6 protein-coding genes are annotated in these 9794 nt (G+C 42.6%); 3 read left to right on the forward strand and 3 right to left on the reverse strand.

Features of this window, described 5'->3' with window-relative positions; all coding sequences use genetic code 11:
* Positions 1–214: 214 nt before the first annotated feature.
* Positions 215–4111, reverse strand: a complete 3897-nt coding sequence (locus VB732_RS24495) for a beta strand repeat-containing protein (RefSeq protein ID WP_323233492.1) — start codon at positions 4109–4111, stop codon at positions 215–217.
* Between the two features lie 560 nt (positions 4112–4671).
* On the opposite strand from VB732_RS24495, the gene VB732_RS24500 reads away from it, so the two are divergent.
* Entirely contained in the window at positions 4672–4818 is a 147-nt protein-coding gene (locus tag VB732_RS24500; RefSeq protein ID WP_323233493.1) for a hypothetical protein, read from the forward strand.
* A 42-nt stretch (positions 4819–4860) separates the two neighbouring features.
* Here VB732_RS24500 and VB732_RS24505 read toward each other — a convergent pair whose 3' ends face one another.
* Positions 4861–6342 (reverse strand): GTP-binding protein, encoded by a 1482-nt coding sequence (locus VB732_RS24505; protein WP_323233494.1) that lies wholly within the window; start codon positions 6340–6342, stop codon positions 4861–4863.
* Positions 6343–6561: 219 nt separating this feature from the next.
* Here VB732_RS24505 and tpiA point away from each other — a divergent pair, with 219 nt between their 5' ends.
* Both tpiA and folP read left to right on the forward strand, forming a co-directional pair.
* Positions 6562–7293, forward strand: coding sequence for a triose-phosphate isomerase (gene tpiA, locus VB732_RS24510; RefSeq protein ID WP_323233501.1), 732 nt, complete (start codon positions 6562–6564; stop codon positions 7291–7293).
* A 261-nt stretch (positions 7294–7554) separates the two neighbouring features.
* Complete coding sequence (gene folP, locus VB732_RS24515) at positions 7555–8415, forward strand: dihydropteroate synthase (RefSeq protein ID WP_323233495.1); 861 nt, start codon at positions 7555–7557, stop codon at positions 8413–8415.
* A 3-nt stretch (positions 8416–8418) separates the two neighbouring features.
* On the opposite strand, the gene VB732_RS24520 is transcribed toward folP, so the two are convergent.
* On the reverse strand, positions 8419–9255 hold the full coding sequence (locus tag VB732_RS24520; RefSeq protein WP_323233496.1) for an SPFH domain-containing protein: 837 nt from the start codon (positions 9253–9255) through the stop codon (positions 8419–8421).
* Positions 9256–9794 lie beyond the last annotated feature (539 nt).

Genomic DNA, 9794 nt, shown 5'->3' on the forward strand with positions numbered 1-9794 from the left:
CATCAAGGCTTTGTTGGGTAACACTAAAGTTCAAACTAACCTACGATTCTACGATTCTTCTTAACCCAAGCGTATTGCGCTTTAAGTAACAGGTTCAAGCCCCATCTGCCAGTGGCGAGGCTTTCCCCCTCCTGTCTTTTGGAAGCCCTATCAATCTCAGTAGCCCAATGAGATAGATTTCCAGGCTCCGGCTTTTAGGAATTTTAGCCTAAGCTTAAAAGACTACCATACCAACAGTCGTGAAGTCGTTAGCACTCAAAGTTGATGCCATAATTCCAGTTAACAGAGCAAGACTTTCGGTACTAGACTTAATTAAGGTATCGTTGCCGATCTGAGTAAAAGACAAACCGGAGTAAATCAAACCACCTGATAAGGCAATCAAATCTTCACCAGTCTTGAAATCTTTGATGATATCTCTGCCTTCACCTTTGGCAAGTACAAAGATATCATTACCTGCACCACCTGTGAGATTATCAGCACCTAAACCACCGTAAATCCGATCGTTTCCTTCGCCGCCAACAATTACATCATTACCAGCAAAGCCAAAAATCAGATGGTCTAAGCTAGTTCCCTGTAAAAGTAAAGTATTAGCCAAGGCTGTACCTGTGATAATACTACTGACTTCGTTGCCGCTTTTAATGTTGATAACATCAATATCGGCAGGGTTGAGATTGTTGTATTTGATATCAGTACTAACTGCTTTGCTAGTGACGATTTGGTAAGCAATGTTGTCATCTCCAATCCCATCATCAACACCTGTAACTGTGATTGTTTGGGGTGTATTCCAGTTAGCTGCCGTAAATGTAACAGTAGGAACAGAGACAGTACCTTCACTCATCTTGGAACTACTCAAAGTTAAGGTAACATCAGCAGTCGGTTGGGTAGTGAGTTGGATGTTGAAATCAGCCGTGCCACCAGCTTCATTAGTAATGAGTCCGTTAGCAGGAGAGATCGTGAAACCTGCTTTATCATCGTCAGTAATCGTACCAATAGCTTTGTTATCAGCAATGGTGGCATTGGTGGGATTGGCGAGATCGACAAAAAAGCGCTCACTGGATTCGATGACGAAATCGTTGAGGATTGGTACGGTGATTGTTTGAGTAGTAACTCCAGGGTCAAAAGTCAGGCTGCCTTTGACTGCGGTGTAATCTGCGTCAGCTTGAGCAGTATCATTACTAGTGCTGTAATCGACTGTGATTGTTTTGGCGCTGGCAGTGGAGAGTTTGACGGTAAAAACAAAATTGCCGCCGTCTTCCTTACCGGTTTTATCAGCGATGGAAATAGTCGGTACGTCATCATCAACTATGGTGATTGTACCTGAAGCCAGAGGATCTGTTTTGTTGACGGAACTCAAGGTGAGATTAATGGTTTCATCAACTTCAGGGAGCTTATCACTTGCAACATTAAGTGAAATGGTTTTTGTTGTTTCATCAGCAGCGAATTTTATAGTCCCAGATGATTTACCTGCGACACCTGCAACTTTAACGGTATTGTAGTCTTTGGCAAAAGTTGTTGTGCCATCTAAGACATAATTTACAGTAGTGGCAACGGCAGTATTACCACTGCGAGTCACGGTGAAACTGACAGCTTGCCTACCACTATTACCTTCAGTCACAGTTGGGGTAGAAGTTGAAATGGCATAATCGACATCAGATGGAGGAGCAAAGTTACTACTGCCAATGTGATTCAATGGTTGTTCGGCAAAGTTTCCAGGTGATGTTTTAGTAGCAATACCTAATCTAAAATTCGGTGCGGTTCCAGTGATTGAACTCGCTACCCAATCCGACGCTGTTGAACCTGTAGTATCACCTGAACGCCCTACATATCCAGCGACAAATGAGGTGTTAACAACTGTGGCATTAGCTGGAACTGAACCGCCAGTGGAACCTCTTTTAAATACAATCGAACTGTATGCACTGTCTGTTTTTCCGCCATCTAAAACGGAAACTGAATCCAGCACATTCCAATCTGAGTACACACCATCAGCAATACCATCATTATCTGAGTCAATATCATTGCTTAAGGTGGGTGCAGTGGCACTTTCAATCAACAAGAAGCTAACAGAACCACTTTCTATATCAGTAGTTGAACCAGTGTGACCGATTGAACTTGAAGTTCCATTCCCCCATCCGGCTCCAGTTCCAGCGTTAGTTAGGACATTTGCGCCAGGGTTAGCTACATAAGTACTGCCCTTTTGCAGCAGAACTAGCAAGCCATTGCTACCAAACTGCTTACCAGATAAATCAAAAATATTTTGAATATTACCAGGGTTGGGAGAGCCAGAATCGCCTTCAATGCCAACTAAATAAGTTCCAGCTGCGAGAGTCGCACCAGGAGTACCACGCAGTTCGATGTATTCTTTAGTAGTATCTGTACTTGTAACATCAAAGAGAATTTCGTTGATGAGTGTGGGTACAGAAGTGGGTACATCATCTTTATCATCGTTAATGATGTTTACACTAGCTACACTACCTGAACTGCTATTAAGTATAGAACTTTTTAGTACCTGTTCAGGTACGGGATTACTGCTACTCAGGGTAATAGTAATGTCTTCGTCATCTTCAACTATTGTGTCACCCAAAACATCAACTCTAATTGTCTTTGTTTCTTCCCCAGCAGCAAAGTTTAAAGTTCCAAATAATGAAGGAGTTTGTCCATGAATATTATAGTCACTGCCCAAACTTGCTGTACCGCTCAAGGCATAATCGACTGTACTCGCTACGTCAATACCGCCACTGCGGGTGACGGTAAAGGTAACAGGTTGACTGCCGCTATTACCTTCATCCAAACTTGAAACATCACTGGAAATTGCGTATTGAATCGGATCTGGTTGGGTTCGAAAGCCTGATTCAAATGCCCCAATGTCAAGTCTACTGCCTTGAATCCGGTTAAAACCTGTGCCGCGTTGGTCTGTGGTTAAACTGCCTTGAATTCGGTTAAAATCCGTGCCGCGTTGGTCTGTGGTTAAATTATCGTAATTTGGATCGCCAGCATTTACGGCAAGACTGTCAGATTTGAGAGCATGAGTTTGGGTAGAACCACCGTTATATGCTAGGGGTTCGAGTCCGGGGTCGGAGTTGACAATATCTGTGCCTGTACCCAGAGTACCAGACTGTATATCATTAGCTGTGCCAATTAGGTTGTAAGCATCGCCGTTGATGTTGCCACCGTAGATATCAGAGGCTTGATTGCCAGCAATGATGCTATTGCTGACTGTGGCATCACCGTCATTATAAATGCCGCCGCCATACTGCCCCGTGTTACCGGAAATGGTGCTATTGCTGACTGTGGCAACACCATAATTATAAATGCCGCCACCGCCATAATACTGCGTCGTCGTCGTGTTACCGGAAATGGTGCTATTGCTGACTGTGGCATGACCATCATTATAAATGCCGCCGCCGCCATACTGCCCCGTGTTACCGGAAATGGTGCTATTGCTGACTGTGGCAACACCATAATTATAAATGCCGCCACCATACTGAGCCGTGTTACCGGAAATGGTGCTATTGCTGACTGTGCCATCACCATCACTATTAATGCCGCCACCGCCATACTGAGCCGTGTTACCGGAAATGGTGCTGTTGCTGATGTTGACACCGCCGTCATTATAATAAATGCCACCGCCATGCTGAGCCGTGTTACCGGAAATGGTGCTGTTGCTAATGTTGACACCGCCGTAGCTTAAGATGCCGCCGCCCAATACAGCCGAGTTGCCGGAAATGGTGCTATTGCTAACAGTAAGTAAGCTGGCGTCGCTTAAGATGCCGCCACCACCGAGATACTGGTCATTGTTATTATAAGTGGCATTTCCATTGGCTATAGTCAACCCGTCTATTGTCAGGGGTGCAACAGTATAAAATACACGGAAAACATTTTCACCACTGATGGTAAGTTTATCAGATCCAGTTCCTTGAACAATGACTTCATCAGTAACAAACAATTCCCCAGAAGTGAGGGTAATGGTATCAGGGGTTGTATCAGCGAAAACTCCACTTTCAGCCTCAAAGGAGATTGTATCAGCTCCTTCATTGCTATTGGCATCGAGAATGGCTTGTCTCAATGAGCCATCACCACTGTCATCTACATTAGTGACTACAAAGTTTGTCATTTGCAATTCCTTAGCAAAATTAGTTTGGGTTTGAGAAGTTTTTTTCTAGCAGTTGACATCATGCTTATTGTTGTTCAATAAAACTTGGCAACTCGCAACTCTTGACTCTAAAATCATGAATTTATGAACGCAGCATTAAACAGAAAACGAATGCTTAAACATCCATTTCCGCACCTAAATTTAATCGGTAATCAGAACCTATCTTTGTTTAGGTAAAAGAAAAAAGCTTAGTACAACATGACGTAAATACAGTAGCTATTCAAAATTGACTTTTACCTTGTTTTACTACGATCAGAACCAGTACTGAATTTATGTTAAAAATACAATATTAGTTTCAGTGTTATTACCAGAAAAGTTCAGATTTGACACTTAGATTAGTACTTAGGTCTTGTACAAATAAATTATCTTGCATAAAAGCTTAAATAGGTCGCTTTACCTTTTTTTAACCATGTTTTCTCAGGATTTTTATTGCTTTAAAAAAATCTGGATTGACTAAAATATTTATTAGCTATAAAGGGTTAAACTGTAGCCTTATTTACCAAGAATTATATAATAAATGAATGAATCAACATTCGCTTATATCCCTAACTTTAATTGGTGATAAAATGGATGTCAGGATGTCATCATTTCTAATTGTGGCAATCCCTCGACTGTCAGCGATCGCAGCATTTGCCGCACTATACAGATCGGCAAAAATGTCTTATTGACGTAAGAGATATCTCAACTTAAAAAAGCGCCACATCTATGCATTACTTTCTGAGTTTTACTTTGTAGAGTAATTCATCTTTAATGCGGTTGAGAATTGAAGTCTCATCCAGGTTTGTCAAAATGCGATTAATTACTGCTTTCGGCCCATCAGGCCCCCAAGTCGCGCCATTGGCTAAATAAACTTTGGTAACTTGCCCAATCCCGTAAGAAGAAACACCGGCTACTCCCCCTTGCGTGATTGCCACGGATATATAAGGGCCAAGAGCAACACCTGCGGTAGCTGTTGCAGAGATACCAAGTAAAGTTTTCAATCCACTCAAACCCAAGTTTGCTAACAATTCACTAGCACCAATTCCGCCCATACTCAGGGCGATTTTTTGTAGCAGTTGTACGGCTCCGGCTTCGGTCATAGAGAAGCCATAGAGCTTAGATAAACCCAAAATTAGAGCAATATCAATGACCACACTACTGAGAATATCTACCACAGTTACGGGATTAAGTGCGATCGCTAATGCTTTAGTCATCACAGCCTTCCAAATCAACTGGTTAGCATTTTGCTCCCGAATCATCAGTTTTCGCTCGATTAACTGCTCATTTACAACGTCTGCATAAAGCATGGTATTAAGAGCAACCAAGGCTTTACCCTCACGGTGCAAAATCTCCAAGATTTTCAGCTTCAGTTCATCAACTTGGGCATTTCCTGTACGCAACTGTATGCCCCTAGTCCCATCAGGGCGACGAATCGCCGTCTTCACCAATGGCGATGCCGCAGCCATAACAATCTCTAAAGGCGTGAGTAATTCCCGCACCCTTTCATCCCGGATTTTGTGATAAATGGCCATCCGGTCTGCTTCTGGATACTGGTCTACTTTGTTAAACACCAGAATGATCGGTTTACCTGCTTCCCGCAACTGAGAAAGGGCGGCATATTCTAGCTTCGTCATATCGCCAGAGATTACAAACAGAATCAAATCTGCTTGTTTGGCAATCTGTTCAGCTAATGCTGCACGAGTCGCACCATCTACTTCATCTAACCCAGGAGTATCAATCAATTCCACCTGTGATTGACCTACGCCAGGGAGAGTAACCCGCAAAGCCCGTTCAGTTTCTCCAATCGCTTCCTCACTAATACTCCAATTAACTGTTTGTGCAGTCCGGGTGACACCGTGCAGCGGCCCTGTTTCAAATACTGTTTGTCCCACTAAAGAATTGAGTAGCGAAGACTTACCACGCCCTACCATACCAAAAGCTGCAATCTGCACCACCATGCGGTCTAGCTTCCCCAACATGGTTTCCAAATCAGCAATTTCCGTTTCCAATCCGGTTTTTTCTTGGGGGGTGAGGTCGAGATTGGCTACTAAGTTTCGCAGCGCGGTTTGTGCTTGTTTATAGTTCAGTTCGGTCTGAATGTCTTCAAAACTGAAAATAGCACTATCCAGTTCTTCCTCCCAACTGAGAGAATTTGCGTCAGTGTTAGCAGAATCGCTTTGTTCGGGTTCAGGCACAGGTAATATCGAAGTCATATCAATTTGAGATTTGGGATTTATTTGATTAGCCCCGTCTCTTATCCTAATTATTTTTAACAGGGGTTTGTGGAGATGAGGGAGCAGAGGAGCAGAAGAAGAATTCCTAACTCTTGACTTAATGACCAATGACCAATGACTAATGACTAATGACTAACAAAACGTCATAAACTGAAAAATGCATCTAAATAGCACGTTAGAATCTTGACTAAATTACCTGTGCGGAAAATCGTTATTGCCGGCAACTGGAAAATGTTCAAAACCCAGGCAGAGACCCAGGAGTTTTTACAAGGATTTCTGCCCCACTTAGAGGAAACCCCCCAGGGGCGAGAAGTGATATTGTGTCCTCCTTTCACTGATTTAAGTGTTTTGTCCAAGACCTTGCACGGTAGCCTCATCCAACTAGGGGCACAAAATATCCATTGGGAAGAATATGGAGCCTATACGGGTGAGATTTCTGGCCCAATGCTGACAGAAAGTGGTGTGCGCTTTGTAATTGTCGGTCATAGCGAACGACGACAATACTTTGGTGAAACTGACGCAACTGTTAATCTGCGCCTCCGAACTGCTCAAAGGTTTGGCTTGACTCCTATTCTCTGTGTTGGTGAAACTAAACAACAACGAGATGCAGGAGAAACTGAATCACTGATTTCTCTCCAACTCGACAAAGGTTTGGTAGATATAGATCAGAATAATTTGGTGATTGCCTACGAGCCAATTTGGGCAATTGGCACTGGTGAAACTTGTGAAGCAGTGGAAGCTAATCGAATCATTGGCTTAATTCGGAGCCAGTTGAGTAATCCAAATGTATCAATTCAATATGGTGGCTCAGTAAAGCCAAATAATATTGATGAAATCATGGCTCAACCAGAAATCGATGGCGTTTTAGTCGGAGGAGCAAGTTTAGAACCTGAAAGTTTCGCTCGGATTGTGAATTTTCACTTAGTGTAATGTGCCTTCTCTTCGTTCCCATGCTCTGCATGGGAATGCCTAATGTAGATATGAAGAATTCAGAACTCAGGAATCAGAATGGGCTAAACGCCCCGCTATCGCTAACAGAATTGAATTTTGTACGACTGGGTAATGAATATTGCTTGAAAACATTGCTCTTTGTGGGCGAAAGAAAATTGAAATATTTTTCAAGAGTTGATCTCCATCCCTTCACGGGTGGAGTATTCTGAATTCTGACTCCTGAATTCTGACTCCTGTTTTATGCCAAGCAACTTAATAATTCGAGAACGCTGTTTCGATTGGGGACAGCGAACTTATTTGATGGGGATTTTGAATGTAACGCCTGATAGCTTTAGTGATGGGGGTGAGTTTAACACTACCTCTGCGGCTTTAGTGCAGGCGCAAGCACTGGTAGCGGCTGGTGCTGACATAATCGATGTGGGCGGTCAATCAACTCGGCCAGGGGCAAAGCAAATCACTCTGGCGGAGGAACTTGACCGGGTGTTATCGGTGTTACAAGTGCTAAGACCAGAGATTTCAATCCCGATTTCTGTAGATACAACCCGTGCGGTTGTAGCCAAGGCATCTGTAGAAGCTGGAGCGGATATTATTAATGATATTTCTGGCGGCACTTTTGACTTAGAAATGTTGCCGACAGTTGCAGAGTTAAGTGTGCCGATTATTCTAATGCACATCCGGGGGACACCACAGACGATGCAACAACAAACTGATTATCAAGATTTGCTCGGTGAGATTTATAGTTTTTTGGCTCGGCAAATTGAGGCAGCCACTACTGCGGGTATTGATATGGAAAAAATTATTATTGATCCTGGTATTGGTTTTGCTAAGAACTATGAGCAAAATTTAGAAATTTTTCGCGGTTTGCGATCGCTCTCACCACTCAACTGTCCTATCTTAATAGGAGCATCTCGTAAAAGTTTCATTGGTCGCATTTTAAATCAACCAGATCCCAAAGCACGAGTTTGGGGAACGGCAGCAGCTTGTTGTGCTGCTATTTTTAATGGCGCTGATATCCTCCGAGTTCACGATGTTCAAGAAATGCACGATGTTTCACTAGTAGCTGATGCCCTATTGAGACAACCTATACAGCATGATTGTTAGGTATTACCGTTCTTCGTTTTTTTTGCCGTTACCTTCTTGAGTTACTGACTCGGCTATCAACTCCTGAAACATTTCACTTGAGTTAGCTGGGTCTACAAAGACAATTTTGGCATTACTGCTCTCACCAAGTTTTTGGCTAGCATCTACATAATCTTGAGCTACAAGATACCGCAGAATGTCCCTACTATCTGGATTGGCGCGGAGAGCTTGAGAAATGATTTGCACTGAAGCCATAGTTCCTTCTGCTTTTTTTATCGCAGCTTCTTTTTCCCCTTCGGCTTCAGTAATCAGCGCCCGTTTTTTGATTACGGCGGCTTGCTCCTCTTCCCTAGACCTTCGTACACTCTCAGGTAAGGTAATTCTCTGAATATCTAACCGGAGTATATCAACTCCCCAATCTGCTGTTATGTTATTCAACTGGTCTAAAATAGCTGAGTCCATTTCGGCTCTAGAGACGTTAGTCTGCTCTAGGGTGTTTTGAGCAATGATTTCTCGGAGTGTAGTTGTGGTTATCTGTGTTAATGCTCCTTGGAGATCCTCAATAGCGTAAAAGCTTTTCTCAATATCTCGAATCCGCCAGTAGACAATAGCATCTACTTCTACGTAAATATTATCTTGGGTGATCACATTCTGAGGTTTGATGTCTAAAAATTGCTCTCGTGTAGTATCTTCCATCACAATCTGATCTACCAAGGGAACAATAAAGTTCAACCCCGGTTTAAGTTTCCGATGATACCGCCCCAACCGTTCCACGAGGGCTTCATTTCCCTGATTAATCAGTTTTGCAGAACCTAATGCATAACCTATAAGGGCTAAAACTATAGCAATAATTGGCTCCATGTATGCTCCTATTCAGCTTTCGGGAGAATTTAGTGTCAAAGATATGCTACTAGCTTGTCATATCTTTGAGTTTAATGTTTTTAGTCTGTAATTTTATGAACACCAGCAGCGATGTCGAGTCGCTGCGCGTCTTGTACATAATTTTGTAAGTAAAACTATTTTGCAGAATGCGATCGCTATTAAAGCACCTCGATCGCACCCTGGCAAGGACTACTTCATGTAATCAACATTACTTGTACTGATATGTTCAGATATGTTGAACTGATATTCTGTATATTTACTTAAGTGATGGTAAAAAATTTAGTGGGCTTTTAAGACTCCGTGATCAATCGGGTTCAATTGGCATAGTACTAGTTTTCTTGGGTGACGGAGTAATTTTTAGATCAACTATAACAATCCTAAATGAGTTGTGAAAATCGAGAGACTCAGATCCCCGACTTCTTTGAGAAGTCGGGGATCTTAATTGTTCACGACTGATTTAGGACTGCAATAGCTTATGGAATTTATTTGTTGCTTTTACAGCTTTAGCAGCCGGATAT

The sequence above is a fragment of the Nostoc sp. UHCC 0252 genome, assembly GCF_034931145.1.
Classification (GTDB): domain Bacteria; phylum Cyanobacteriota; class Cyanobacteriia; order Cyanobacteriales; family Nostocaceae; genus Nostoc.